The 742-nt window shown below is 63.5% G+C and carries 3 pseudogenes; all 3 read left to right on the plus strand.

From position 1 onward, the window contains the following. Positions 1–261: pseudogene (locus DPM33_RS35635) on the plus strand (cysteine--tRNA ligase); the annotation flags it as partial. 245 nt (positions 262–506) lie between these two features. Next, positions 507–614: pseudogene (locus tag DPM33_RS35645) on the plus strand (endonuclease domain-containing protein); the annotation flags it as partial. Further along, positions 611–742 (plus strand): annotated as a pseudogene (locus tag DPM33_RS37330) (VOC family protein); the annotation flags it as partial. The pseudogenes DPM33_RS35645 and DPM33_RS37330, both read left to right, overlap by 4 nt.

A 742-nucleotide genomic window follows, 5' to 3' on the forward strand; every position in this document is an offset into this window, starting at 1 on the left:
GCAAGCGAGGTTGGCGGCGATGGTGCTGCCGCTTCGCTGAAGGCCACGCTTGCCTTCCTCGGCTTCGATACCGGCGCAGCCAAAGTGGATGAGGTTGCGGTGGCCAAGGCGATCGCCGATCGCTTGGCGCTGATCGCGGCGAAGAACTGGGCCGAGGCTGATCGGGTTCGCGACGAGCTATTGGCGCAGGGCGTACAGTTGAAGGACGGCAAGGATCCCGTCACCGGCCAGCGCGTGACGACGTGGGAGATCAAGCGGTGAGGGTAGCGGGTCTCATGGTTGAAACGGAGAGGCTGGCGGGACAGCGCCCCCCTCTGTCCTGCCGGACATCTCCCCCACGAGGGGGGAGATCAGCTGTCATCGCCGGTTTCGCCAATCTCCGACCTCGCAGGATAGAGCGCGGCGTAAAAGCTGCCAATCTCCCCCCTCGTGGGGGAGATGTCCGGCAGGACAGAGGGGGGCGCCGTAGGGCGCTGACCTCGACTGTCAGGAGCCGTCTGCAGCACTTCTGGAACGACGACTTGATCCGCGATATCGACAATGTCTGCCAGCACATCGTCATCGTGGCCGGCTTAGCCGAAGCCGCGCCACCAATGGAGGAACTCGTCCCATGATCGACCATCTCGGCATCAGCGTTTCCGATTTCGACGCCTCAAAAGCCTTCTACGACCAGGCGATGGCGCCGCTGGGGGCTTCGCTGCTCTACATGGTTCCGGAGGAATATACGGGCGGCGCTAAGGTT

The organism is Mesorhizobium hawassense (assembly GCF_003289945.1).
Lineage (GTDB): Bacteria > Pseudomonadota > Alphaproteobacteria > Rhizobiales > Rhizobiaceae > Mesorhizobium > Mesorhizobium hawassense.